Here is a 24,880-nt window from a genome sequence, read left to right on the forward strand (position 1 = left end):
GCATGAAATCGTCGTCTCGACGTAGCTCGCGTCCGGCTGTTCGAACTCCGGATGGGCTAGACCAAGTGTATGGCGTTCACGCCCTGGAAAGTCTGCTGGAACGGGGCGAAACGCCCCTTGAGTTGTGGGTGCAGCAAGGCGCGGGTAACCGCTTGAAGGAAGTGGTTGCGAGCGCTCAGGCTCGTGGTGCGCGGATTAAAGAGCAGTCTCGAGACTTGCTGGATCAGCTTACTCAGGGTGCAGCCCACCAAGGGGTTGTGGCATTTTGCCCGCCGCTGGTTCCCGAAGGGGAAGAGTCGTTGTGGTTGAAGCTACGCGCATGGCAAGCGTCTGCACCGCCGCTATTGTTAGTGCTGGATGGTGTTACCGATGTTCATAACTTTGGTGCGTGCCTGCGCAGCGCGGATGCTGCTGGTGCCCACGGTGTGATTGTGGCTAAGGATAAAGCCGCGCCGTTGAACGCGACGGTGCGGAAAGTAGCTTGCGGCGCAGCCGAGGTGGTGCCTGTTTATCAGGTTACTAACCTATCGCGTACATTGGCTAAGCTAAAAGATGCTGGTGTATGGATTACCGGTACTGCTGGTGAAGCTGAGGCTAGCCTGTTTGAGATTGATATGACTGGCCCGACTGCATTAGTGATGGGCGCTGAAGGGAAGGGCATGCGCCGGTTAACCAGGGAAGCCTGCGATAATCTGGCAAAGCTGCCTATGGCCGGACAGGTGTCCAGCCTGAACGTATCGGTCGCGACAGGCATTTGTTTGTTTGAAGCTGTTCGGCAGAGGCAGCTTGCAAGTTAAGCACTAGCCCACTAGAATGCTTGCGCCCGTTTAACTTTAAGCGGGCGCTCGTATTGGCTAACAGTTAATACGAAAAACAGTTCTGCTTGATGCCCCAAATGACATCGTTCGCGGTGAACAATGGGCATTTCAGTTAACTCCTTGCTTCCCTGTCGTCATTGATACAGCTGTGTCAATACACACCGGAAGCTGTCAAACCGCAAGGAGATTCCATGCGTCATTATGAAATCGTGTTTATGGTCCACCCGGATCAGAGCGAGCAAGTGCCGGCTATGGTCGAGCGCTACACCAGCATTGTTACCGAAAACGGTGGCACTGTGCATCGCTTGGAAGATTGGGGCCGTCGTCACCTGGCTTACCCGATCAACAAGATCCACAAAGCCCACTACGTGCTGATGAACGTTGAGTGCACCGGCGAGACTCTCGAAGAAATCGAGAACATCTTCCGTTTCAACGACGCCATCATCCGCAGCTTGGTTGTTCGCTGTAAAGAAGCGATCACCGAAGCTTCTCCGATGATGAAGCCGGCAGAAGAAAAGCGTCCGCGTCGCGAAGATAAACCGCGCGCTGAAGAAGCTGAAGAAGAAACTGCCTAATTTCATCCACCGCACGTTTTAAGGAGCTAGTCCATGGCACGTTTTTTCCGTCGCCGTAAGTTTTGCCGCTTCACTGCTGAAGGCGTCAAGCAGATCGACTACAAAGATCTCGATACGCTGAAGGCTTACATCACCGAAACCGGCAAGATCGTTCCGAGCCGTATTACCGGCACCAAAGCACGCTATCAGCGTCAGTTGGCGACTGCTATCAAGCGTTCGCGTTACTTGGCACTGCTGCCCTACTCCGATAGCCATCAGTAAGCGTTTAACGTGATGCTGGCACTGGCGAGATGGCTCATGCGGAGCACGCCCTATGCCATTGGCGGGGCGGCGTTAGCGACGCTAGTGCCTTGGCTGTTCTGGTTAGGGGCAGCCATCGCCGCGCTAGTTACCTTACGCAAAGGTTTTGCACCTGCGCTTCCGGTAATTATCGCTGCTGCACTACCTGCGGGGTTCTGGTGGTCTCAAGGTGACGTCATTCCACTTGCTAGCGTACTGCTAGTAACGCTAATGGCAGTCATCCTGCGTGAGAGGATGCGTTGGAGTGAAGCGTTAATCGTTGGCACATTGGCGGCAGCGGTTATGGTTCAACTCGGCATCTTTATACCGCCAGGTGGAACAGAGTTAATGCTGGAGCAACTGCGAGCAAGCTCTACTGAGATTGATCGCATGCTGACAGAGTTTGCTAACCAAGGTATTGATGCACCGACGCTCGCCGCTATGGTGATCGGTGGTGTAACAGGCTTGGTGGTATTGTTGGCCGCTATTGCGTGTTTGGCTTTGGCGCGAAGCTGGCAAGCTGGGCTTTATAACCCAGGCGGCTTCCGCGAAGAGTTTCACGCACTGCGCCTATCGCCCAAAGAGCTGGCTGTTTTAGTCGTGCTTGGTGTGGGGGGTATGGTGTTGGGAGCGCACGCTCTGGCAATGCTTGGTTGGATTCCACTGCTGGTAGCTGGCATTGCGCTAGTGCATGGGTTTATTGGAATAAAGGGGATGAACGGGCTGTGGCTGGTGGCATTTTATGTGCTGCTGATCACGACCTGGCCCACGATTCTCATTGTGCTGCTGTTGGGGCTGATTGATACATTCGCGAACGTTCGCGCACGCCTTGCCCGCAGCAACTGACAAGAGGTTTACGAGATGGAAGTCATTCTGCTCGACAACATTGGTAAGCTGGGCGGCCTGGGTGACAAAGTCACTGTAAAGCCCGGTTATGGTCGTAACTATTTGGTTCCTTACGGCCTAGCCGTGCCGGCAACCAAAGATAACGTTGAAGCATTCAAAGCCCAGCGTGCTGAGCTTGAAGCCCAAGCCGCTGAGCGTAAAGCAGAAGCTGAAGCGCGTGCTGAGCAGCTTAACGACATCGAATTGTCGTTGGTTTCTAAAGCAGGCGATGAAGGCAAGCTGTTCGGTTCTATCGGTCCTCGTGACTTGGCCGACGCTATTTCCTCTGCTGGCATCGAAGTTGCCAAGAGCGAAGTACGTATGCCGCAAGGTCCGATTCGCCAAACTGGCGAATACGACATCGCTCTACACCTGCATGCAGAAGTAGATGCTGTTGTTCGCGTGGTTGTTGTCGCAGAGTAAACGCTCTCGCCAACGCTGACGCCTCAAAGGGCGCGGGTCTTCCCGCGCCCTTTGTCTTTTTAATCTATGTCGTTCTAAGCGCGGTCAAAAACGTTTGAGGTGTGGGTCGAATTTTTTTGAACGTCGCTTGGCGTAGATAGGTCGCTTATGGTGAGTTTGAGATTGTCCCGCTAAGATAGTCATCGTTATTGGCTACGCTTTATGATTAAGGAGCTCACTATGCAGGACCAGCCTTCTGCTGATCAGGAAACGGCAGCGATAAAGCTGCCGCCGCACTCTCTTGAGGCGGAGCAGTCGGTGCTAGGTGGGCTAATGTTGGATAATCAGGCCTGGGACAATGTCTCGGAACGGTTGGTGGCGGATGATTTTTACCGCTATGAGCATCGCTTGGTATTCAATGTGATGATTCATTTGGCCGAATCCGGGCAGCCGCTGGACGTTATAACGCTGTCAGAGGCGTTAGAAGCGCGTGATCAGTTGGATACGGTAGGCGGCTTGGCATTCTTAGCTGAGCTGGCTCGCAATACGCCTTCTGCCAGTAATATTCGTGCTTATGCGGATATCGTTCGCGAGCGGGCAACACTGCGTAAATTAATCCGTGCGGCCAATCAAATTGCTGACGGGGCGTTTTCGCCCCAGGGGCGGCCTGCTGATGAGCTGCTGAATGAAGCTGAGCGATTAGTCTTTCAGATTGCCGAAGAGCGGCCGAAAACGGGCGGTCCTATCGGCATGAGTGAACTGCTAACCAAAGCCGTTGATCGTATTGATGAGCTGTTCAATCTAAAGGGTGAAATGACAGGGCTCTCCTCGGGGTTTCGTGACCTCGATGAAATGACCTCAGGCTTACAGCCCTCAGATTTGGTAATTATCGCGGGCCGCCCGTCAATGGGTAAAACCACTTTTGCCATGAATCTGGTGGAGCACGCGGTTATTGCTAGCGATAAGCCGGTGATGGTGTTCTCCATGGAGATGCCAGCAGAATCTCTGATGCTGCGTATGCTCTCTTCGTTGGGTCGGATTGATCAAACCCGTGTGCGCTCGGGGCAGTTGGAAGATGAAGATTGGCCGCGATTAACATCGGCGGTCAACCTGCTCAAAGACAAGCAGCTATTTATTGATGATACTGCGGCGCTTTCGCCTAATGAAATGCGCTCACGCCTACGTAGAGTGGTGCGGGAGCACGGCAATATGGCGCTGATCATGATTGACTATCTGCAGTTAATGCAGATTCCTGGGTTTTCTGAAAACCGTACCGGTGAGATATCGGAGATATCCCGCTCGCTGAAAGGGCTAGCAAAAGAGTTTCAATGCCCTGTTGTAGCACTTTCACAGCTTAACCGTTCGTTGGAGCAGCGCCCCAATAAGCGTCCTGTCATGTCGGATCTGCGGGAATCCGGCGCGATTGAGCAGGATGCCGACGTCATTGCGTTTGTTTACCGAGATGAGGTGTATAACCCTGACAATCCTGACAACCAAGGGATTGCCGAGCTGATTATTGGTAAACAGCGTAACGGGCCTATCGGTACGGTACATATGGCCTTTATTGGTAAATACACACGCTTCGAAGACCTTGCGCCCGATAGCTATGGCGAAGCGTTCGGCGATTAACTTGAGCGTTAGGGGGGAGAACGTATAATGCTCCTCCCCGACCAAGCAGATAGACAGGAGTAGCAAATGGCAGGTGGTTTTAGACGTGGTAACCGTAAGCGTCTTCCTAAGCTGGAAGGCCGTGGGGAACTGCAGTCACTAGAGCGAGAAGGGCCATTTAAAGAGTGGTTGGGAATGCCTGACCTCTACCGTTACTTCCTGGTAGTTGAAGGAGAAAAATATAGCTACCAAACTGAAGATTCAGAACTGCCGGTAACGGTGGGCGATAAAGTAGTTTTCCGTTACAAGGAAACTAAAGGCGGTAACTGGATAGATCGCAACTCGTTAGGTAAAGCAATCGACCCCTCTGAGTATCAATAATTCGACGAATAAGTTGACGTTTTGGTCAGGAACTCTTTTGTGATGTTGCCGTCATAGGCAGTTAGTGCCAAGGTAATAAAATTGTCATGGGGTATCGTCATGCTGTGCCCCATGATGATGAACAATCACAGGAGGGAACCATGGAACTTAAAGAACTGAAGCAATTTGTTGCGGGTCACGATAACTTTGAAATACGCGTTATCACGCATTCGGGCAGCCGCTTTTATCAACTAGAGCTTGAAGATGTAGAGGGCGAGCGGCATATGTTGACCCAGCGCGGTAAGCCAATGCTGTTTCGCTCGCTAGATGATGTTTATCTTGAGCTAAAGCGTGCTGGGATTCACCGTGCTTACTTAGTGCAGCATGTACCCCAGGATGAAGTGATTGGACGCGATGCTCATTACAGTTCGCCGTTAACATCACGTATGCCGCTAGTGTTTTAACACTACAAACATTGCAACATCCTATGGCGTCCTCACTTGTTTGCGTGACGCTTCTTCCATCATCGCCCTAGCCGCACACGGCGACGGGCAAAAAAACGATAGCCTGCATCCATTACTCCTCGCAGGCTTGGTAAGCAAGAAAGCCATACTAGCCACCGGTAGCCCAGTACCGCATAGAGGGCCCGGCTGGCATCCATCCCGATATACCATTTCCTTGGCTGTCTTTGACATGCAGTAGCCCCATCATATCGTCAAACTTGTGCCCTATATCGGCTGCATTGAAATCACTACTCTGAATGTCCACGAGTGCGACACGTTCTTGATGGCGATGCTTTGCAAACCACGTGACTTCCACGCGGCAAAAAAGGGCAGTGGCCATTGTGATATAGCGTGACAGGTGACGTTGCGTGAAGCGTAGAAAAACGGCTCATTGAGCACTCTTTGATAATGAAAGCGAAGGCTGGTCACCAAGGATAAAGGCTTCGACATGAGTTGGTCTACAGTTATACAAATAATGTTGATAGTATAACTTTATGCCGCAGCTTTGCCGAAAAGTGTTAAGATTTTGCCAACTGTTTAAAGCATCTGAGGAGTTAGCGACATGGTCGATAGCGTTGTAAAAGATCAGCTGGGCGAAGGGCGCTTGGTCCATGCGCCAAGTGATCATCCTGCCGTTCCCCCTGCAAAAGTCGGCGTGGTGTTGGCTAACTTGGGCACCCCGGACGCAACCGACTATTGGTCTATGCGGCGCTACCTTAGCGAGTTCTTGTCCGATAAGCGTGTTGTTGATTACGCTAATTGGAAGTGGCAGCCGCTTTTACAACTGATTATTTTGACCAAACGTCCATTTTCTTCTGGTAACGCCTATAAAAGTATTTGGAACAACGAGAAGAACGAGAGCCCGTTGTTAACGACGACGCGTGCCCAAACTGAAAAAATAGCTGCACGTTTGAAAGCGCTCTACGGCGATAGCATCGAAGTTGATTTCTGTATGCGCTACGGCAACCCGTCAACGGAAAGTGTCCTTAAGCGCATGAAAGAGAAGGGCTGTGAGCGGATCGTTTTCTTCCCGCTTTACCCTCAGTACGGCTCGCCTACGACTGCGACGGCAAATGATCAGGCATTCCGTACGCTGATGAAAATGAAGTGGCAGCCCTATATTCGTACGGTGCCCGCTTATTTTGAGCATCCTGCCTATATTCAGGCGCTGGCGAATTCGGTTCAGGAAGCTTACGACGGCTTTGAAACGCGTCCGACGAAACTGGTAGCAAGCTACCACGGTGTCCCCGAACGTTATCTATTAGAAGGTGACCCTTACCATTGTCAGTGTCAGAAAACGACGCGTTTGATGCGTGAAAAACTAGGGCTGAGTAAAGAGGAAGTAGACACCGCCTTTCAGTCTCAGTTTGGCCCAGAAAAGTGGGTTGGCCCGCAAACCGTTGATCATGTGGCTGAACTTGCCAAGCAAGGGCATAAGCATATTGCGATTATGTCACCTGCCTTCTCTTCTGATTGTGTTGAAACGCTGGAGGAGATTAAAGAAGAGATTCACGATAGCTTTATGGGCGCAGGAGGGGAGACGTTTAGTTATATTCCCTGCTTGAATGATCGAGACGATCACATTGATGCCCTGTTAGCGGTTGTTAACAACGAGTTGGCGGGGTGGCTGTCCGCTTCTTAATAGTGCGTTTTGTCAAAAGCCGCCAAAGTGAACTGCACCCCAAAAGTGCTCAACTAGGACGGCTTTTTTTATGGGTGACTAGTTTTATAGAAACGTAATCAACCTTGGTATAAGGTTTGTGCATTAATAATCACATTTAGCCAACGCTTAGAGCCGTTTGGTCTTGCTACTGCCTTGGGGTTAACTGACACGTTCTTATAGGGAGAAACCACCGGATGCAATTCGCTGTATTAATGGGCTTTGTGCTGGCAGCGTCGTCGCCTTTGCTCAACCGCTGGTTTGGAGAACGGACGAGCCTCGTACTGGCGCTGTTTCCTGCCTTGATGTCTGCCTGGCTGTTCAGTCAGGCACCCGCTGTAATGAGTGAAGGGCCATTACTGTTGGAGTGGTCTTGGGTGCCATCATTAGGCATCAGCTTGAGTTTTCTGCTTGATGGACTGTCACTTTTATTCGGGCTGCTGATTACCGTTATCGGTACTTTCGTATTGATCTATGCCGGTGGTTATCTCAAAGGCCATACGGATATTGCACGCTTTCATTTAGCACTTGTTGCGTTTATGGCCTCTATGTTGGGGCTGGTGCTTGCCGATGGATTGCTTACGCTTTTCGTATTCTGGGAACTAACCAGCATCACCTCTTATTTGCTGATTGGCTTTAACCATACCGATATGGAGGCAAGAAAATCCGCACGTCAGGGGCTGTTTGTAACGGTTGCTGGTGGTTTGGCGCTGATGGCAGGTCTGGTGCTGTTAGGGGGGGCAAGCGGAAGCTGGTCGTTTTATGAGATTGGCCAAATGGAAAGCGATCTGCGTGAACATTCGCTTTATACCCCGATGCTCATTTGCTTGCTGCTGGGGGCATTCACAAAATCAGCCCAGTTTCCTTTTCATTTTTGGTTACCCAGCGCCATGGCTGCGCCAACGCCGGTGTCGGCATACCTCCACTCGGCCACCATGGTGAAAGCGGGTATTTACTTACTGGCGCGCTTACACCCTGAATTGGGTGGCACAGCGCTATGGATCGGAATACTGTCGGTCGTCGGTGCTATTACCATGCTGACAGGTGCCTTTTTAGCAATCCATCACACCAATATTAAAAAGCTACTGGCTTATTCCACCATTATGGCACTTGGCACGCTAACCATGTTGCTGGGCATTGGTTCTGAGTACGCCATGACGGCATTTGTAACGTTCTTGCTTGCCCACTCAATGTACAAAGGGGCACTGTTTATGGTCGCCGGTATTCTGGACCATGAGACAGGCACCAAAGATGTCACCGCAATGGGCGGCTTGAGGTCTGCCATGCCAATCACTGCGGTGATTGCTTTTGTCGTGGCACTGTCGTTGGCAGGCGTGCCACCGCTATTTGGCTTCATTGGTAAAGAGCTAATGCTAGAGGCAGCGCTGGGGGCGGAGCGCTTCAATGTGTTGCTAGTCCTGTTTGCTTTCCTGGCGGCTATTTTGACGATTGCAGTGGCTGCTATTATCGCCTTCCGCCCCTTCTATGGTCGGCAAATTGAAACACCCAAAACACCCCATGAAGCGCCTTTTAGTATGTTAGTTGGGCCCGCTGTATTGGCGCTTGGTTCACTTGTGTTAGGGCTGGCACCAGCCATGCTTGGTACCGATGCGCTGCTTACGTCAGCGGCGACAGCGGTGGTAGGTGAGCCGCTGCAAGTGTCATTATCGCTTTGGTATGGCATCAATATGGCGCTGATTATGTCGATCGTCAGCCTTGGACTAGGCTTTTTACTGTTTAAACGCTGGGATAGTGTGCGTTGTAAACTAGCGATGTTGGCGCCACTAATGCGACATGGCCCAGAAGCAGGCTATGAAGGCTTCATGAATAGCATTGTGCGTTTTTCTGAATGGCAAACACGCCTGCTGCAAAACGGTTATATGCGTAACTATATTCTCGTTATGCTGGTGGTGCTGATCGTTTTGATTGGTAACTCAATACTTGTGCGCCATGCACCTCAGTTGGCACTAACGCTGGACGTGCGCTTCCACGAGGTAATTGTTGTTGGCACTATGGTGATGGGGGCTCTGTTTGCCACCATTTCTCGCTCACGACTTGGAGCCGTCGTGTCGGTCGGCATTATGGGATTCTCTATTGCGCTTATTTTTATTCTTTTCAGTGCTCCCGACCTAGGCATTACCCAACTACTGGTTGAGACGCTCACCGTTATCTTGTTGGTTTTGGTGCTCTTTCGTTTGCCGCGTTTTTCAAACCTTTCCACAAATTTGGAACGTATTCGAGATGGTGCTGTGGCGGCAACAATGGGAATTCTGATTTTCCTACTGATTATGACCGCTTGGAGTATCGATCAGTTTGAGCCGATTTCAGCTTATATGATCGAAAATAGCGCTCCTCTTGCCTATGGTCGCAACATCGTGAATGTCATTTTGGTGGACTATCGTGCCCTCGACACGCTAGGTGAAATGTTTGTTCTTGCGCTCGCTGCTATTGGGGTTATCGCCATGCTTAAACTGCGCCACGGCGACAATGAAAGCAAATCAGCAGAAGGCGAAAACGGCGAAAACGCCAGTGTTAAGGAGCCCTACGATGGTTAAATCCGGCACTATTATTCTCAACACTGCGGCGCGGTTTTTGATGCCGCTACAGCTGATGTTTTCAGTTTTTCTATTGCTGCGTGGACATGATGAGCCAGGAGGTGGATTTATTGCTGGGCTAGTAGCAGCAGGGGCCTTCACGCTTTACCTGTTTGCCTTTGGGGTCAGCGCCACCAAAGAGGTGCTGCGTATGGTCGATCCACGCGACTTGATTGGTGTTGGGCTGCTGCTAGGGATGATTTCGGTGGTGCCAGCATGGTTTATGGATCAACCGTTTTTAACTGCTCAGTGGTGGACTATCCCCGTGATCGATTTTAAAGCGTCTACACCGCTTATTTTCGATGTAGGAGTGTACTTTGCCGTTCTTGGTTCGGTGATGGGCATGGTGATGGCGCTGATGGAGGTGGATAAGGATGAACCTTAGTGACTTAGGAGGTCCCGTATGGAACCGCTAATGGCACTAGCGATAGGGCTACTCTACGCCGCCGCTATTTTTATGATGTTACGTCGCTCTATTGTGAAGTTGGTGATTGGTCTACTGCTGCTGTCGAACGCTGCTAATTTGCTGATCTTCACTACTGCAGGCATGACGCGCGGCGCCCCACCATTAATACCGGAAGGCATGTTACAGCCGTTAGCCGAAGTAGCCGACCCGCTGCCTCAAGCTGTTGTATTGACGGCGATTGTCATTGCATTTGGGGTGCTGGCATTTGCTGTTGTGTTAATTCGCCGTGCCTACGAAATTGTTAAGGCAGATGATTTGGACAAAATGAAGGATACCGACACGTGAGGCCTGAAGTCGCACTGCCCGTCCTGTTGCCACTGCTTTCTGGCGCTCTTTCATTACTTTTTTGGCGCTCTCGCCCCGTCCAGCGTTTTATTGCGGTGGCGGGTAATGTTGCGCTGTTGCTAGTTAGTATATGGCTGTTTGTTGCTGTGTTAGCTGATGGTTACATCACCATGCAAATGGGCAGCTGGCCAGCGCCGTTTGGTATTACGCTAATTGCCGATATGTTAAGTGCTGTCATGATTTTAATGACAGGCATCATTGGTTTGGCTATGGGGGTTTATTCGCTAGCCACCACAGGGCGGGGGCATGAAAAGTTTGGTTATTACCCGCTGATGCATTTGCTGTTAGCAGGGGTGGCAGGGGCCTTTTTAACCGGCGATATCTTCAATCTATATGTTTGGTTTGAGGTTATGCTGGTGGCGTCGTTTGCGCTGTTGATTCTGGGCGGTGAACGGGCGCAGATGGAAGGCGCAATTAAATACGTCACGTTGAACCTGCTGGCTTCGGTGATTTTTTTAACGGCTGTGGGGTTACTGTATGGCACGGTAGGCACCCTAAACATGGCTGACATTGCGCTGCGTATGGATGAGGCAGAGCATAGCGGGATGGTCGAAGTGCTTGCCGTTATGTTTATGGTGGCATTTGGTATTAAAGCCGCCGCCTTCCCGCTCTTTTTCTGGCTGCCGGCTTCTTATCACACGCCGCCAGTAGCGGTGTCGGCGCTGTTTGCTGGTTTGCTGACAAAGGTCGGGGTGTATTCATTATTTCGCGTGTTCACGCTTATTTTTGATCAAACGATGGGGTATCTGCAGGATATAATGCTTTGGGGCGCTGTGCTGACAATGGTCACTGGCGTGCTTGGTGCCGCCGCTCAGTATGAGTTCCGCCGCATTCTCTCATTCCATATCGTCAGCCAGATTGGTTACATGATTCTGGGCTTGGCGCTGTATACACCGCTGGCGATTGCGGGTGGTGTATTCGCCATCGTGCATAACATTGTTGTTAAAACGAACCTGTTCCTGATCAGTGGCATTACCCACCGTCTGCAAGGTACTTATCAGCTTAAAAAAATGGGTGGCCTTTATCGAGAGCGTCCTTGGTTAGCCGTGGCATTCTTTATCTCAGCGTTTTCGCTGGCGGGCATTCCTCCACTATCGGGTTTCTTTGCCAAGTTTGTGCTGGTTCGCGCTGGCCTGGAGGCGGAGGCGTATGTAGCAACAGGTTTTGCGTTGGCAGTAGGGCTTATGACACTTTATTCCATGGTGAAAATTTGGAATGACGTGTTTTGGAAAGCGTTGCCAGAAGAAAATAAAGTGCCCGCCTCACAAACCTCCGTCGGTGATGATGGTCGATTACTAAAACCAAGCCTGTGGATGATGTACACCCCAGTTGCTGTGTTGGCCATGATGTCGTTATTAATCGGTGTTTTCGCAGAAGCCATTATGCAGGTGATGATGCTTATCGGTGATCAGCTAATGTCCCCATCAGGTTATATTGAAGCTGTGCTGGGCGTCTCTGCTAGTGCTGAAGATGCGCTGCTTGACCGGGGTGAGTTGCAGGCGGAGCAAATAGGTGACCGTGCGGAGGACGCCCCATGACTGGTGCGATTTGGAACCTTCTGCTCGGGTTGGCTTGGGTACTACTAAGTGGCGATTTTTCCGGGCTTAATCTGCTGGTCGGAATGATTTTTGGCTATATTGCGTTGCTGTTAATTGAGCCTCAAGTCGACGCGTTAAAAGGCTACCCCGCTCGTGTGCCGCGAATTATTGGTTTTATTGGTTTTTTTATTAAGGAGTTGGTGCGGGCAAACCTGCGCGTCGCCTTCGATATAGTGACCCCTCCCTGGCACATGAAGCCCGGCGTTATTGCGCTACCTCTTTCTGCACGCACGGAAATGGAAATTACGATCGTCGCTAACCTGATTTCGCTGACGCCTGGTACGTTGAGCCTTGATGTCTCTGACGATCGAAAGGTGCTCTATATTCACGCGATGTTTTTGGATAATGAAGAAGAGCTTCGAAATAACTTAAAAGAGATGGAGCACCGTGCATTGGAGCTATTTCGTTAATGGATACCGTTATTCTGATAAGCCAGATAATTATGGGGCTGGCGCTTGTACTGACCTTCGTACGTGTCGTTCGTGGCCCTAGCTTACCTGATCGTGTTGTTGCGCTTGAATTGTTTTCCACTACCGTGGTGGGGCTGGTGGGTGTTTATGCTATTCAGTCGGGGGTAGCGAGTTTTCTAGATGCGGCAATCGTGATCGCTCTGATGGGCTTTTTAGCCGCGATTGGGTTTGCGCGCTATCTGGAACGAGGGGGGCCGCGAGATGATTGAATTTATCAAAGGCGCGCTGTTGATAACGGGGTCAAGCTTTATGTTGCTGGCGGCCATCGGTTTGTTGCGGTTACCGGATCTGCTGACCCGCATGCACGCAACCACTAAGGCTGCAGCGCTTGGGGTTATTTTAATCATGCTTGCCTCGGCCATGCACTTTGCTGAAGTTGGGGTGGTTGCGCGCTCGTTCGCGATTATTGTGTTTATTTTAATAACGGCACCGATTGCTGCCCATGTGATTGGTAGGGCGGGTTACTTTGTTGGCTCGCGCCTCTGGAGCGGCACCGTTAAGGATGAACTGAGACCCAATTATGACCCGCTTACTCATGAGCTTAAAAGTGGCCTAGAAACCCATGAAAATGCCAAACGGCATCCCCGCGCCACAGACCCGGACTGACGGCAATTTGCTAACTTTCCCCATGCTGACACGTCTGCTCGAAAAGCCATCCACACGGATGGCTTTTTTATTTGCAGTGCTTTGGGGAAAAGCTATCGAGATAAGCGTGAAAAAAATCGGCTAAACAGTAGGGAAGGAGGCTCAGGGGAAAGAAAACACGCGTGCCTATTTGTGTACAATAGTTATACTGTGAAGGATTGTATGTCTATGTTTTTGACGCGTGGCGTGTAAATGTTAGCTAGCGAGATGGGGCCTATGCAACGTAAGCAGGATTTACCGCAAAAAGACTGTGTTCAATGCCAGCGTCCTTTTACTTGGCGGAAAAAGTGGGCGCGCTGCTGGGATGAAGTGCGCCATTGCAGTGAACGCTGCCGTCGCGAAGCCAAGCAGTCCAACGCACCAAGGAGGCAAATGCATGAGCAGCACGACTGATATTGTATGGCTTCAGGATAATTTGCGGATAGCTGATAATCCCTTGTTGCATTTTGATTCCCCTCCTGACCAGTTGCTTTGTCTCTATGTGCTAGACCAGCGATGGTTTGAACGTTCGATTACGGGTGATGCTTCTCCCAGGCTGGGGCCCGCTCGGCTACGCTTTTTATGGCAAAGTTTGATGGAGCTACGAGGCGAGCTGCTGCAGCGTGGCAGTGATTTGCTAGTCCGCATCGGTGATCCTGCCAGCATCGTGCTAGATACTGCTGCCATGCTTGGTGCAAGAGAAATACGTGTGGCAGCGCATTCTGGGTATGAAGAGTCACAGTATATTGCGCGGGTCGCTGACCAGCTCCCATCGGCCTGTCAGTTATGTTGTGCTGATAGCGGTTATTTAATTGCCGAAGACGAGCTTCCCTTTGCATTGAATGAGTTGCCGCCCAGCTTTTCGGCATTTCGGCGACGTGTTGAAAAGCATTGTACGTTTTTAGCGCCCCTGCCAGCGCCAGTGACACTGCCACCCTGGCCAGAATCTGCTCCCCGAGGATTTCCTCCCCTTAAAGTAGTGTGTAAAGAGAGTGCTGGCTGGCAGCCTGATAAGCGACAGGGCTTTGTGTTTGTTGGCGGGGAGGCGGCGGCAAGCGATCGTTTTCAGCAGTATCTCTGGCGGCAAAACGGCGCGGAATCTTATAAGACAACCCGTAATGGTTTGCTGGGCGCCAATTTTTCCACACGTTTTTCTCCTTGGCTGGCGCGTGGCTGCTTATCTGCGCGCCAAGTGTGTCAAGAAGTAAAAAACTGGGAGGCCATTCATGGGAGCTGCGAATCAAGTTATTGGATAATTTTCGAATTAATGTGGCGAGATTACTTCCATCGAGCGGCTCAGGTGGACGGTGCGGCATTATTTGGTTATGAAGAGTTACCGCCCGCTAACAGTGCATTTGATGCGTGGCGCAACGCGACAACCGGCGTGCCGTTTATAGATGCTGTCATGCTAGAACTGAAGGTTAGCGGGTGGATATCTAACCGAGCGCGTCAAAATGTCGCCAGTTTCCTAGTGAAAGATCTCAACGTCGATTGGCGCCTTGGTGCATCGTGGTTTGAGCACTGCCTGATTGATTACGATGTGGCGAGTAACTGGGGCAACTGGCGTTATATTGCCGGTATTGGTCGTGATCCCCGTCAAGACCGTTACTTTAATGTACTGAAACAAGCAGGGCATTATGATCCAAACGGGCTTTACGTTGCCTATTGGCTGCCTGAGCTGGCGTCGCTGCCGTTAGGAATGGAGCGCCACCAACCCTGGCGGGTAGCGCCTGCTAAGTTTGATGCACCATGCGTAGAGCCAGCCGAGTGGCAGCGTTGGCTAGTGGCTACAACGGAACTTCAAGAAACGGATGAGTAATGTTCTTCCTGGAAATAGACGATGGTGCCCGAAAGATAGGTTATGCAATGTGGGTAGGGCTAGCATCTACGCTATTTCTGAGCCATTATCGGAAGCACGCCAAGGATTGCCAAGAGATTAATGCTATGTCTTTGAAAGTTAAAGCTCCACTGAGTATCCGCCCCGCCTTGTATTTATCATTTGCACTAGCAGCATGCAGTGGGGCATTAAGTACTAATGCAGTCGCTAATCAGCAATTGATGAGCGAAGTGGATGCACAAGCGGCAGAACAAGTTAGCTATGCCAACTTTAACCAGTGGTTGGCTGATTTTCGCCGCTATGCTGCTCAGCAGGGCGTCAGTGAGTCTACTCTTGCCTCCGCTTTTGATGGGCTCCGCTATCGTGAACGAGTCATTGAGCTCGATCAGTATCAGCCAGAGTTTGTTCGTCCCATTTGGCAATACCTAGATACAGCGGTTTCCAGCACACGGATTAATAACGGCGTAGAGAAGCTTGCGGCTCACCGCGATACCGCGCAACAAATGCAGCAACGTTACGGGGTTCCTGCAGAAATCATCGTGGCTATTTGGGGTATAGAAAGTAACTACGGCAGCAATTTTGGTGATTTCTCGACACTTGAGTCACTGGCAACACTTGCTTACGACGGCCGTCGGCGTGATTTTGCACGCAGCGAACTGTTAGCCGCGTTACGTATTATCGACCAAGGCGATATTGCCGCCGAGCAAATGAAAGGCTCCTGGGCGGGTGCCATGGGACATACGCAGTTTATACCCAGCAGTTTTGAGGCATACGCAGTGGATGGCGACAATGATGGCCGTCGAGACATATGGGGCAGTATTCCTGATGTCATGGCTTCTACCGCTAACTATCTTGCCAGGGCAGGTTGGCAGGCCGGCCAATCTTGGGGCGTTGAAGTAAGTTTGCCTGACTCCTTCGATTATTCACAAACGCAACGTCGTAGCAGTGCTGAATGGGCGGCACAAGGCGTTCGCTCATTGAGTGGTGAGCTGCCCTCGTTCGATAGCGCTGCGGTTATTGTGCCAGCAGGAGCAAACGGCCCTGCCTTTTTGGTAGGGCCTAATTTTCGGGCAATTTTGCGCTATAACAACGCAACTAGTTATGCGCTAGCCGTGTCTACCTTGGCGGATGCTATTGCTGGGCGTGACGGCATTGCCCAGTCCTGGCCCAGAGATCAGGCGCCGTTGACACGTGATGATGTGCGTACTCTACAGCAACGCCTAAATAGTGCTGGATATTCAGTGGGTACTGCGGACGGCATCATGGGGCCTAATACGCGCGAGGGCCTACGTGCTTTTCAGCGTGACCAAGGGCTCACGCCCGATGGCTTTGCCACCCAGGCGCTGTTAGAACGGCTGCGTTAATGTTGCGTTTCGATGAGTCTCTTTAGCGAGTCAAATGTCTCATGCTAGGTAAACTTCTCACTAAGGACGAAAGGTAATGAGGAAAACTTTTGTAGGTGTGCTGGCTACCGGTGTAATGGTCAGTGCGTTGTCAGTGAGCACAGCTATCCAGGCAGATGATAAGGTATTTGGTTGGGTTGAAAATGCATCCATTGAACCGTGGGGTATCGCTGTAAAAGCGAAGCTAGATAGCGGTGCGCTGACCTCATCATTAGACGCGCGTGATATTGAGATGTTCGAGAAAGACGGCGAGGAGTGGGTTCGCTTCCGCCTGAAGCTCGAGGATCAGGCAAACGGTGAAACGTTTAGTGATCAGATTGAGCGCCCCCTCTATCGAGAGTTGGCGGTTCGTGGCGCAGGTGGTCGTGATGAACGTCCAGTGGTGCTAATGGATGTTTGCATGGGCAACACGGTGTATGAAGAGCAGTTTGGTCTGCGAGATCGTGAAGAGATGATTTACCCGCTGCTCTTGGGGCGTCGCACAATTAGCCACTTAGGACTATTAGATGTGCGCAATACCTTTCTTCAAGACCCTGAATGTGGGGAGAAGGCAGCCTATGTTCCCCACGATCCAACAGATGAACAGTCCTAATTACGCCGTTCTAAGCATAAAGCTCGTGTCACCCAGCTTACTGGCGTAATCGGTGATTAAAAAAGTCGCGATAATAGTGCGGTGACGGCAGTTTCTACCCGTAAGATGCGAGGGCCTAGGTGCATGCCCTCGCAGCCTGCCTCAAGTAGTTTTTCAACTTCCCAAGGTATAAAGCCGCCTTCCGGTCCAACGAGAAGCAGTACTTTTCCGTCAATATTCCGTGGACAGGCATTCGGCATACCAGGGTGTGCCACCAGCCCGCGTCGTTCTTTTAGCAGCTCCGGCAGTTGTTCTTCTAAAAAAGGGCGAAAGCCTTTGCACAGCGTCACATTAGGCAATTGTGTGTCTCGCGCTTGTTCCAGGCCTAGCACTAAGTGATGATGAATTTTTTCTGCACGGAGTTCTGGGGACTGCCAGTAGCTTTTTTCCACCCGCTTGGTGTGAAGCAGTGTAATATTTTTTACACCAAGAGCCGTGACATGCTCTAAGGTACGTGCCAGCATTCTGGGGCGAGGAAGCGCCAATATTAAGTGTACTGGCAAGGGCGGAGGGGGGGGCTCATTGAGATTTTCCAGTGTGAAGGTTGCCTGGGTCTCGTGTAGTTCAGTTAGCTGCGCTTTCCCCATCTTGCCGCCCTGTAGACCGACTGTGTAGTAGTCTCCTACACAAGCGCGGTGGACCTCGCGTAAATGGGTGATACGTCGTGTGTCAGTAAGGTAAGCATAAGCTCCCTTTACTTCGCTCGGATCAAGCAGAATAAGATTCATGATTGTCGTCTATTGGTCATAAGGAAGACACGCCTACCGGTACTAATCCGTTAAGCTGACTTGCATAGGCGCATGTTGCAGGCACAATAGCAGCAACGGCGACAAAGCCTCTACCGCGTTTAAGGAGATGCGCTGTGCGCGTAATTCGCAAATATGCCAACCGTAGGTTGTACGATACTCAACAAAGTCGTTACGTGACGCTTGAGGATCTGCGGCGTTTGATTATTGAAGAAGAACCCTTCCGCGTCGAGGATGCAAAAAGTGGTGAAGACCTGACGCGGACCATTTTGCTGTCGATCATTATCGAGCAAGAGCAGGCTGATAGTGAAGCCGAAGTTTTCTCAAATGACCTGCTGGCTCAGTTGATCCGTGTGTACGATATGTCATCGCCTTTACCGCTAGCACGTTATTTAGAGCAGGGCACCCAGCTCATGCTGGAACAGCAAAAGCGCATGCAAAGCCAGTGGCAACAAGCGATACGCCACTCTCCTATGGAGTTCATGCGTGAGTTGGCCGAAGAAAATATGCGTTTTTGGCAAAAAACGCTTAATCAGCCTAATCAAACAGACGATGACGATACGCCGGATAAAAGCTCCTGACGCCGCTGGTTGAGTCGTTGTGGCATAATATGCCGATTAACTTAGTTACGCTTTCAGCTAATCTCAGCTAGGCACTCCCGTTTGAGAAGGATGATGATGAACGTTTTAATGATAGGTGGCGGTGGTCGCGAGCATGCATTGGCGTGGAAACTAGCGCAGTCTAGTGACGTCGAGCAGGTGTTTGTAGCGCCAGGTAATGCAGGTACTGCCACTGAGCCTAAATTGACCAACGTAGCTATTGAAGCAACAGATTTAGACGCGTTGGTGGCGTTTGCCCAGCGCGAGCAGGTAGCGCTAACAGTGGTAGGGCCAGAAGCGCCGTTAGTTGAAGGGGTGGTTGATCGTTTTCAGGCGGCTGGCCTGACAATTTTTGGGCCTTCACAACGCGCCGCACAGTTGGAAGGCTCTAAGTCGTTTACCAAAGACTTTCTGGCACGCCACCAGATTCCTTCTGCCGCGTATCAAACCTTCACAGCGGTAGAGCCAGCCTTGGCTTACTTAGCTGAGATGGGCGCGCCTATTGTCATCAAAGCTGACGGCTTGGCGGCGGGTAAGGGTGTCATTGTAGCGATGAGTGAAGCCGAAGCTGAAGCGGCTATTCGCGATATGTTAGAGGCGAATGCATTTGGCGATGCGGGTGCGCGCGTTGTTATCGAAGAATTTCTGGAAGGCGAAGAAGCTAGCTTTATCGTCATGGTTGATGGTGAGAATGTGGTGCCGATGGCCACTAGCCAAGACCATAAGCGTGCCTATGACGGTGATACCGGCCCCAATACAGGCGGCATGGGAGCTTACTCTCCGGCGCCGGTGGTAACCCCAGAGATCGACGAGCGCATCATGGAGCAGATTATACTTCCCACCGTGCGGGGCATGGCGGAAGAAGGAAATGCATATACCGGCTTTTTATATGCAGGCCTAATGATTGATGCTGAAGGCAATCCAAAAGTAATCGAATATAACTGCCGTTTTGGTGACCCCGAAACTCAGCCAATCATGATGCGGTTAACGTCAGATTTAGCCGCGCTTTGCTTGGCTGGCGCTAAGGGCGAGCTTGCCGATAAGCAGTGTGAGTGGGACTCCCGCGCAGCCGTGGGTGTTGTGATAGCGGCAGGTGGCTATCCCGGCAGTTACCGCAAAGGCGATGTCATTCATGGCTTGGAGCAGGCAGGTCAGGCGCAGTGCAAAGTATTCCATGCAGGCACTACTCAGGCTGCTGACGGCAGTATCGTAACCGCAGGCGGGCGAGTGCTATGCGTAACCGCATTAGGCAACACAGTATCTGCTGCTCAACAGCAAGCATACCAGGGGGTTAAAGCGATTCACTGGGAGGGTGCTGAATTCCGCCGTGATATCGCATTCCGTGCTATCGCCCGAGAAAAATAGCGATCAGCGATGATCTCGCCGGAGCTAAACCACCACTGACAAGGAACTAAGCATGGAGCGTGTCACGCTAGATTTCCCCACGGCAGCGATTATTCATCGGCATCCTTTAACGGTGCGCGTAACGGATATGAATTACGGTCGCCACCTGGGGCATGACGCTTTAGTATCGCTGCTACATGAAGCTCGCGTGCATGCGTTCGCTGCGCTAGGTTTGCCTGAGTGGGATATAAAAGGCTACCCGAGCGTTGTTGCTGACCTAGCGGTTCAGTACCAGAGCGAGGCGCGCTGGCCGGATGCTTTGGTAATTGAGACCGCTGTCCCTGAACCACAAGGCAAAGCGTTGACGGTTTATCAGCGCATTTGTCATGCAGAAACCGATAAGGTGGTGGCAACTGCTCGGGTTAACCAGCTTCTTTTAGACCTTTCTTCAGGGCGGCCTGTCAAAGTGCCTGATGACGTTGCGCAGGCGATTGCTCGCGCGACTGCTCAGGAGAGAGGTACTTAATGTCGCGGGAATATCCAATCATTGCCATCACGGGCTCTTCAGGCGCGGGTACTACCACGGTGCGTCGCAGCTTTGAGCGCATGTTCCTGCGTGAAGATGTGCATGCTGCCATGGTGGACGGCGATGCCTTTCACCGCTACACCCGCGATGATCTCCAGCGGATTTTTCGTGACGAGCCCGAACGCAAAGATGAGCTTTCTCACTTTGCTGTAGAAGCTAATCTGCTTGATCGACTTGAAGGGCTTTTTGTTGAATACGGTGAGCATGGAGCGGGTACGTTCCGTCACTACATTCATGCAGAAGATAAGCAAAAAATTGAGGCAGGTTATCGAGTAGGGACGTTCACTGAGTGGCAGTCACTGCCTTGTGGTACTGATCTGCTCTTTTACGAAGGACTGCATGGCGGCTTGGTGACCCAAGAGTATGATATTGCTCGTCACGTAGATTTGCTAGTCGGCGTTGCGCCGACCATGAATCTTGAATGGATTCAAAAAATTGATCGTGATACCAAGCTGCGCGGTTATTCCCAGGAAGCGGTCATCGATACCATATTAGGGCGCATGGATGATTACGTGCGCTACATTCAGCCGCAGTTCTCGCGTACCCATATTAATTTCCAGCGTGTGCCCACTGTCGATACGTCGAACCCCTTTGAGGTTCAGGATATTCCGACCGATGCAGAATCGTTTGTGGTGATTCGCTTTAGAGATCCCTCAACGGTGGATTTTCCATGGCTATTGGCGATGATAAAAGATTCATTTATGACACGTCCGCACACGTTAGTGGTGCCTGGGGCGCGAATGTCGTTAGCGATGGAGCTGATCCTAGCGCCGCTAGTTCGCCATTTGTTGTCTCAGCGCCGTTTTCGCTAGGCCGTTTTTGCTAATTAGCACGTTTTCGCCACTTACAAAAATGAAGGAGGCCGTATGGATTGCCTGTTTTGCAAAATAATAAACCGCGAAATTCCCGCAGATATTGTGTTTGAAGATGAGCATGTATTGGCGTTTAACGACATTAATCCTCAGGCGCCAACGCATCAGTTGATCATTCCTAAAAAGCATATTGCTACGCTTAACGATATTGATCCTGAAGACCTAGCCCTGGTTGGGCGTTTGCAGCACACTGCCGCACAGCTGGCCAAGCAGCAAGGCTTCGCGGAAGATGGTTATCGTGTGGTGATGAATTGTAATGAACTGGGTGGTCAGACGGTTTATCACATTCATATGCATTTATTGGGAGGTCGGCAGTTTACTTGGCCGGCTGGCTGATAGTGGGTTTGTTTATTTTATAGCCCAACAAAAGTAAAAAGCCCCTGTGCGTTTTTAGCGTACAAGGGGCTTTTTACGTATCAGCGGTATTGCAACGAATCGTTAGGCGTCGATGCGCTTATACTTCATTCGCTTAGGTGTGTCGTTACCCACACGCTTCTTGTGATCTTCTTCATATTCGGTGTAGTTACCATCGAAGAAGACGACTTCTGAATCGCCTTCAAAGGCGAGAATGTGCGTGGCGATACGGTCTAGGAACCAGCGATCGTGAGAAATCACCATCGCGCAGCCTGGGAAGGCCAGCAGCGCTTCTTCCAAGGCGCGTAGGGTCTCGATGTCCAGATCGTTTGAAGGTTCGTCTAACAGCAGTACGTTTGCGCCTTGTTTAAGCGTTTGGGCAAGCTGAAGGCGACCGCGCTCACCACCAGAAAGCTCATCTAGACGCTTCTGCTGATCGTTGCCCTTAAAGTTAAAGCGGCCAACGTAGGCACGCGAAGAGACTTCATAGCCGTTAATGTTGAGAATATCCTGTCCGTCAGAGACGGCTTCCCAAACAGTTTGCTTGTCGTCTAGCGCGTCACGCAACTGCTCAACGTAGGCAATATCGACAGTCTCACCAATCACTACTTCGCCAGCATCCGGCTGTTCCTGGCCGGTGACTAGCTTGAACAGTGTCGATTTACCGGCCCCGTTACCACCTACAATCCCGACAATCGCCCCTTGAGGGATGGTAAAGGAGAGGTCCTGGTAGAGCAGTTTGTCATCAAACCGCTTGGTCACGTTATGAAACTCGATGACCTTATCACCCAGGCGCGGGCCAGGCGGAATATAGATCTCATTTGTTTCATTACGCTTTTGGAAATCGCCAGACTGCATCTCTTCAAAGCGATTAAGGCGCGCCTTACTCTTCGCTTGGCGTCCTTTAGTGTTGCTGCGCACCCACTCAAGCTCTTGCTTGATAGCTTTTTGGCGCGATACTTCCTGTTTGGCTTCTTGGTTCAGGCGCTGCTCTTTCTGCTCCAGCCACTGGGAGTAGTTGCCTTCAAAAGGAATGCCCTGGCCGCGGTCAAGTTCCAGAATCCATCCGGCAACGTTGTCCAGGAAGTAGCGGTCGTGGGTAATGGCCACGACAGTACCGTTATAGTCGTGCAAGAAGCGCTCTAGCCAGGCAACGGATTCAGCATCCAAGTGGTTGGTAGGCTCGTCGAGCAAGAGCATATCGGGGCTTGAGAGCAGCAGGCGGCACAGCGCTACACGGCGGCGCTCGCCCCCAGAAAGATTGCCTACTTTGGCATCCCAGGGCGGTAGACGCAGCGCTTCAGCAGCGACTTCCAGCTTACGCTCAAGGTTATGCGCATCGGCGGCTTCAATAATATTTTCAAGGCGTGCTTGTTCGCTTGCTAGGGCATCAAAATCCGCATCAGGCTCGGCATACGCGGCATACACCGCATCCAGTTTTTCCTGGGCTTCTTTAATGGCGCCTAGCGCCTCTTCTACTGTATCGCGAACGTTCTTTTCGTCATCAAGCTGTGGCTCCTGAGGCAGGTAGCCCACATTAATACCAGGCATCGGACGAGCTTCACCTTCAAACTCTTTATCGACACCAGCCATAATGCGTAGCAGTGTGGATTTACCGGAACCGTTCAAACCCAGTACGCCAATTTTGGCGCCAGGGAAAAACGATAGCGAAATATCCTTGAGAATTTGCTTTTTGGGTGGCACAACTTTGCCAACCCGGTTCATGGTGAATACGTAAGAACCTGTTTGACCTTTTTTGTCACCTTTTGACATGGTCTAGCTTTCCTCTAAATCAGTTTTCATGGGGCTTTGAGGGGGATAATGAACGCTCAAAGCAGAAAAATAAAAAGTTAAGTTTTTCTTTTCTGTATTCCTGTTCTTTACTATACTTAAAAAAGTCGCGTTTAAGAAGGAAGCAATATGGGTTATCAAGTCATCGAGCAGGTGGTAAATGCTGCGCGAAGAAAGGTGCTTGTGCAAGACCATATCCCCGTCTATTACCCAAACCTGTATGTGACCTTCGAGCTATCAGGCAAGGCTTTGGAAACCACCAAAAAGTATCTTGAACACTTGGCCGTACTTGAGGACTTCCTCGCTTTCTCATCCATCGATCTCATTTCCCGCCTGGAGCAGCGGCCCAGATCGCAGTATCTGACAGACAGTGAAATCTCTCGGTTTGTGTCAGACGCGGGATTCAACAAAGTAACCTTGGCCAAAAAGTATGCGGGTATGCGCTTACATCCAACGGCATACGAACCGGTTGGTAAGGTCCATGCGAAACAGCGTATTGAAGCAGTACGCGATTACCTGGCTTTTCTGTACGACAAGCTGGGTGATTACTTGACGCGAGATGAGGCAATTGACGATGTTAAGCGGCGTTTTAATCGTAAGATTAAAGCCGCGAGTCCGGGATGGAAAAAGACGCGCATTGACGATATGAAAGGGCTGACAGCCTCGGAACGGAATAGACTGTTGAAAGTCATGCATCCGGAGAGTGCCGAGAACCCGTTCGCAGATGAAGCAATTAAGCTTCGTAACTATATCATTTTGCTGTTAGGTCTCGATTTAGGATTGCGCCGTTCTGAAATGCTTCTGATCAAGACCAAAGATATTCGCTGGGACATTCCTGAGCTTAAGGTGGTCAATCTTCTGGATGAAAACATAGACCCTCGCACAACGGCCCCACAATTCAAAACCCACGAGCGCATATTGAAATTAGGCGATGACCTATGTTGGGCGATCAGTGAATATGAGTCAAAATACCTCTACAGAAAGACCCATACAGGCCCATCGCAGGCGAAAAAGCATCCGTTTTTGCTAGTAGCTCATAGGCGAAATGAAGGTAAACCTTTGAGTATCAAAGCGCTGGATGGCGTTTTCCCCCGGGTCGGAAAAGTAGTGCCTGAGCTGGCTAACATTCATCCTCATATTTTGAGGCATGACGCGGTCTACACCATGCTCGAAAGCATGCGTGAAGAGCTTGAAAAGTTCACGCCAGAGGATCGTACAACTCAAGTTCAAAAGACCCTCACTTGGATGTTTGGTTGGAGTCCTGAATCGAACATGCCGGGGCTTTACGGAGCGAAGTTTTGGAAGGAAGAAGCAGATAAGGCTATGAAAAAACGCTCGGATAAATTAAAGGCAATCAGAAAGAGTGTCGAGACTGAAATTCTCAAGGGACGCAAAGAATGAGTATCGCAGTTTCAGCTCTTGAAGCACCGACGCATGACTCTCTGGATGAGTGGTTGAGTACACCTAGACTCGCCAAATGTGGCGAGTTTTTTGTTTGCCCGGCGAAGCCGGCAACCCCGGACACCTGAA

General features: G+C 50.9%; 28 protein-coding genes and 1 pseudogene. 26 read left to right on the forward strand and 3 right to left on the reverse strand.

Going from position 1 to position 24,880, the window contains the following annotated elements:
* Positions 1 to 2 precede the first annotated feature (2 nt).
* The 8 genes from rlmB (at position 3) to INT21_RS06755 (ending at position 5,391) form a co-directional block, all read left to right on the forward strand.
* Positions 3 to 797: a 23S rRNA (guanosine(2251)-2'-O)-methyltransferase RlmB gene (rlmB, locus tag INT21_RS06720; RefSeq protein WP_089039382.1), complete on the forward strand. Its 795-nt coding sequence runs from the start codon at positions 3 to 5 to the stop codon at positions 795 to 797.
* A gap of 212 nt (positions 798 to 1,009) precedes the next feature.
* Entirely contained in the window at positions 1,010 to 1,393 is a 384-nt protein-coding gene (gene rpsF / locus INT21_RS06725; RefSeq protein ID WP_009721681.1) for a 30S ribosomal protein S6, read from the forward strand.
* A 33-nt stretch (positions 1,394 to 1,426) separates the two neighbouring features.
* On the forward strand, positions 1,427 to 1,654 hold the full coding sequence (rpsR, locus tag INT21_RS06730; RefSeq protein ID WP_009097135.1) for a 30S ribosomal protein S18: 228 nt from the start codon (positions 1,427 to 1,429) through the stop codon (positions 1,652 to 1,654).
* A 12-nt stretch (positions 1,655 to 1,666) separates the two neighbouring features.
* A complete protein-coding gene (locus INT21_RS06735) occupies positions 1,667 to 2,518 on the forward strand; it encodes a hypothetical protein (protein ID WP_038476971.1) in 852 nt (283 codons plus the stop codon).
* Between the two features lie 15 nt (positions 2,519 to 2,533).
* Positions 2,534 to 2,980, forward strand: coding sequence for a 50S ribosomal protein L9 (rplI, locus tag INT21_RS06740; protein WP_038476968.1), 447 nt, complete (start codon positions 2,534 to 2,536; stop codon positions 2,978 to 2,980).
* Between the two features lie 219 nt (positions 2,981 to 3,199).
* Positions 3,200 to 4,588, forward strand: coding sequence for a replicative DNA helicase (gene dnaB, locus INT21_RS06745; protein ID WP_009721684.1), 1,389 nt, complete (start codon positions 3,200 to 3,202; stop codon positions 4,586 to 4,588).
* Positions 4,589 to 4,654: 66 nt separating this feature from the next.
* Positions 4,655 to 4,948, forward strand: coding sequence for a hypothetical protein (locus tag INT21_RS06750; protein WP_009721685.1), 294 nt, complete (start codon positions 4,655 to 4,657; stop codon positions 4,946 to 4,948).
* Between the two features lie 140 nt (positions 4,949 to 5,088).
* Positions 5,089 to 5,391, forward strand: a complete 303-nt coding sequence (locus tag INT21_RS06755; RefSeq protein ID WP_038476962.1) for a DUF6482 family protein — start codon at positions 5,089 to 5,091, stop codon at positions 5,389 to 5,391.
* Between the two features lie 59 nt (positions 5,392 to 5,450).
* On the opposite strand, the pseudogene INT21_RS20645 reads toward INT21_RS06755, so the two are convergent.
* A pseudogene (locus INT21_RS20645) lies at positions 5,451 to 5,597 on the reverse strand (DCC1-like thiol-disulfide oxidoreductase family protein); the annotation flags it as partial.
* Positions 5,598 to 5,992: 395 nt separating this feature from the next.
* Between INT21_RS20645 and hemH the strand changes: the two are divergent.
* The 12 genes from hemH (at position 5,993) to rloA3 (ending at position 17,019) form a co-directional block, all read left to right on the forward strand.
* On the forward strand, positions 5,993 to 7,072 hold the full coding sequence (hemH, locus tag INT21_RS06765) for a ferrochelatase (protein ID WP_193060350.1): 1,080 nt from the start codon (positions 5,993 to 5,995) through the stop codon (positions 7,070 to 7,072).
* A 215-nt stretch (positions 7,073 to 7,287) separates the two neighbouring features.
* Positions 7,288 to 9,645, forward strand: coding sequence for a putative monovalent cation/H+ antiporter subunit A (locus tag INT21_RS06770; RefSeq protein ID WP_193060349.1), 2,358 nt, complete (start codon positions 7,288 to 7,290; stop codon positions 9,643 to 9,645).
* The gene (locus tag INT21_RS06775; RefSeq protein WP_193060348.1) at positions 9,638 to 10,069 is read left to right on the forward strand and encodes a Na+/H+ antiporter subunit B; all 432 of its coding nucleotides are present in this window, start codon (positions 9,638 to 9,640) and stop codon (positions 10,067 to 10,069) included. The genes INT21_RS06770 and INT21_RS06775 overlap by 8 nt, the downstream gene beginning before the upstream one ends.
* Before the next feature lie 18 nt (positions 10,070 to 10,087).
* On the forward strand, positions 10,088 to 10,435 hold the full coding sequence (locus INT21_RS06780) for a Na+/H+ antiporter subunit C (RefSeq protein WP_193060347.1): 348 nt from the start codon (positions 10,088 to 10,090) through the stop codon (positions 10,433 to 10,435).
* Entirely contained in the window at positions 10,432 to 12,033 is a 1,602-nt protein-coding gene (locus INT21_RS06785) for a Na+/H+ antiporter subunit D (RefSeq protein WP_193060346.1), read from the forward strand. Before INT21_RS06780 ends, INT21_RS06785 begins: the two co-directional genes overlap by 4 nt.
* The gene (locus INT21_RS06790) at positions 12,030 to 12,503 is read left to right on the forward strand and encodes a Na+/H+ antiporter subunit E (protein ID WP_193060345.1); all 474 of its coding nucleotides are present in this window, start codon (positions 12,030 to 12,032) and stop codon (positions 12,501 to 12,503) included. Before INT21_RS06785 ends, INT21_RS06790 begins: the two co-directional genes overlap by 4 nt.
* Positions 12,503 to 12,772: a monovalent cation/H+ antiporter complex subunit F gene (locus INT21_RS06795; RefSeq protein ID WP_193060344.1), complete on the forward strand. Its 270-nt coding sequence runs from the start codon at positions 12,503 to 12,505 to the stop codon at positions 12,770 to 12,772. Before INT21_RS06790 ends, INT21_RS06795 begins: the two co-directional genes overlap by 1 nt.
* Positions 12,765 to 13,169 carry a monovalent cation/H(+) antiporter subunit G gene (gene mnhG / locus INT21_RS06800; RefSeq protein ID WP_038476932.1) on the forward strand — a complete coding sequence of 135 codons (405 nt, stop codon included), beginning with the start codon at positions 12,765 to 12,767 and terminating at the stop codon, positions 13,167 to 13,169. The genes INT21_RS06795 and mnhG overlap by 8 nt, the downstream gene beginning before the upstream one ends.
* A gap of 255 nt (positions 13,170 to 13,424) precedes the next feature.
* A complete protein-coding gene (locus INT21_RS06805) occupies positions 13,425 to 13,601 on the forward strand; it encodes a DUF2256 domain-containing protein (RefSeq protein ID WP_193060343.1) in 177 nt (58 codons plus the stop codon).
* Positions 13,585 to 15,006: a DASH family cryptochrome gene (locus INT21_RS06810; RefSeq protein WP_193060342.1), complete on the forward strand. Its 1,422-nt coding sequence runs from the start codon at positions 13,585 to 13,587 to the stop codon at positions 15,004 to 15,006. The genes INT21_RS06805 and INT21_RS06810 overlap by 17 nt, the downstream gene beginning before the upstream one ends.
* Before the next feature lie 125 nt (positions 15,007 to 15,131).
* Entirely contained in the window at positions 15,132 to 16,388 is a 1,257-nt protein-coding gene (locus INT21_RS06815; protein WP_193060341.1) for a lytic murein transglycosylase, read from the forward strand.
* Between the two features lie 76 nt (positions 16,389 to 16,464).
* The gene (gene rloA3, locus INT21_RS06820) at positions 16,465 to 17,019 is read left to right on the forward strand and encodes a retropepsin-like aspartic peptidase RloA3 (RefSeq protein WP_193060340.1); all 555 of its coding nucleotides are present in this window, start codon (positions 16,465 to 16,467) and stop codon (positions 17,017 to 17,019) included.
* 56 nt (positions 17,020 to 17,075) lie between these two features.
* On the opposite strand, the gene INT21_RS06825 is transcribed toward rloA3, so the two are convergent.
* Complete coding sequence (locus INT21_RS06825; protein ID WP_193060339.1) at positions 17,076 to 17,786, reverse strand: 16S rRNA (uracil(1498)-N(3))-methyltransferase; 711 nt, start codon at positions 17,784 to 17,786, stop codon at positions 17,076 to 17,078.
* Positions 17,787 to 17,920: 134 nt separating this feature from the next.
* Here INT21_RS06825 and phaR point away from each other — a divergent pair, with 134 nt between their 5' ends.
* The 5 genes from phaR (at position 17,921) to INT21_RS06850 (ending at position 21,541) form a co-directional block, all read left to right on the forward strand.
* A complete protein-coding gene (phaR, locus tag INT21_RS06830) occupies positions 17,921 to 18,385 on the forward strand; it encodes a polyhydroxyalkanoate synthesis repressor PhaR (RefSeq protein ID WP_038476915.1) in 465 nt (154 codons plus the stop codon).
* Between the two features lie 96 nt (positions 18,386 to 18,481).
* Positions 18,482 to 19,768 carry a phosphoribosylamine--glycine ligase gene (purD, locus tag INT21_RS06835; RefSeq protein ID WP_193060338.1) on the forward strand — a complete coding sequence of 429 codons (1,287 nt, stop codon included), beginning with the start codon at positions 18,482 to 18,484 and terminating at the stop codon, positions 19,766 to 19,768.
* 52 nt (positions 19,769 to 19,820) lie between these two features.
* Complete coding sequence (locus tag INT21_RS06840) at positions 19,821 to 20,273, forward strand: acyl-CoA thioesterase (protein WP_193060337.1); 453 nt, start codon at positions 19,821 to 19,823, stop codon at positions 20,271 to 20,273.
* Positions 20,273 to 21,145 carry a phosphoribulokinase gene (locus INT21_RS06845; RefSeq protein ID WP_038476906.1) on the forward strand — a complete coding sequence of 291 codons (873 nt, stop codon included), beginning with the start codon at positions 20,273 to 20,275 and terminating at the stop codon, positions 21,143 to 21,145. Before INT21_RS06840 ends, INT21_RS06845 begins: the two co-directional genes overlap by 1 nt.
* Positions 21,146 to 21,199: 54 nt before the next feature.
* Entirely contained in the window at positions 21,200 to 21,541 is a 342-nt protein-coding gene (locus INT21_RS06850) for a histidine triad nucleotide-binding protein (protein WP_193060336.1), read from the forward strand.
* A 102-nt stretch (positions 21,542 to 21,643) separates the two neighbouring features.
* On the opposite strand, the gene ettA is transcribed toward INT21_RS06850, so the two are convergent.
* Positions 21,644 to 23,332, reverse strand: coding sequence for an energy-dependent translational throttle protein EttA (gene ettA, locus INT21_RS06855; protein ID WP_193085019.1), 1,689 nt, complete (start codon positions 23,330 to 23,332; stop codon positions 21,644 to 21,646).
* Positions 23,333 to 23,479: 147 nt separating this feature from the next.
* On the opposite strand from ettA, the gene INT21_RS06860 reads away from it, so the two are divergent.
* On the forward strand, positions 23,480 to 24,751 hold the full coding sequence (locus tag INT21_RS06860; RefSeq protein ID WP_193068164.1) for a site-specific integrase: 1,272 nt from the start codon (positions 23,480 to 23,482) through the stop codon (positions 24,749 to 24,751).
* Positions 24,752 to 24,880: the final 129 nt, after the last annotated feature.

Origin of the sequence: Halomonas sp. 3F2F (assembly GCF_014897805.1) — a bacterium.
Lineage (GTDB): Bacteria > Pseudomonadota > Gammaproteobacteria > Pseudomonadales > Halomonadaceae > Vreelandella.